Source organism: Bradyrhizobium sp. MI1.4, from assembly GCF_055811315.1.
In genome coordinates this window covers 65522-65752 of the sequence record NZ_JBVVPP010000040.1, presented here as the reverse complement: position 1 = coordinate 65752, position 231 = coordinate 65522, and positions in this window count along the sequence as shown.

The window sequence follows — 231 nt, the reverse complement described above, 5'->3', positions numbered from 1 at the left end:
CCCCCCTTGTGGGGGAGGGCGGGGGAGGGGGGTAGCCCCGAGGAAGATGGTTCTTGGGTGCGGGCTGCTAGCAACGGAGCGCCCGCCTGCCGAACGCGAGAACCGAGAGAGTGCGCCGTGTGGCGGCCCCCCCCCCCCACCACCCCCCCCCCCCCGGGGGGGGGGGGGGCGGGGGGGGGGGGGGGAGGGGGGGGGCGGGGGGGGGGCCCCCCCCCCCCCCCCCCCCCCCCC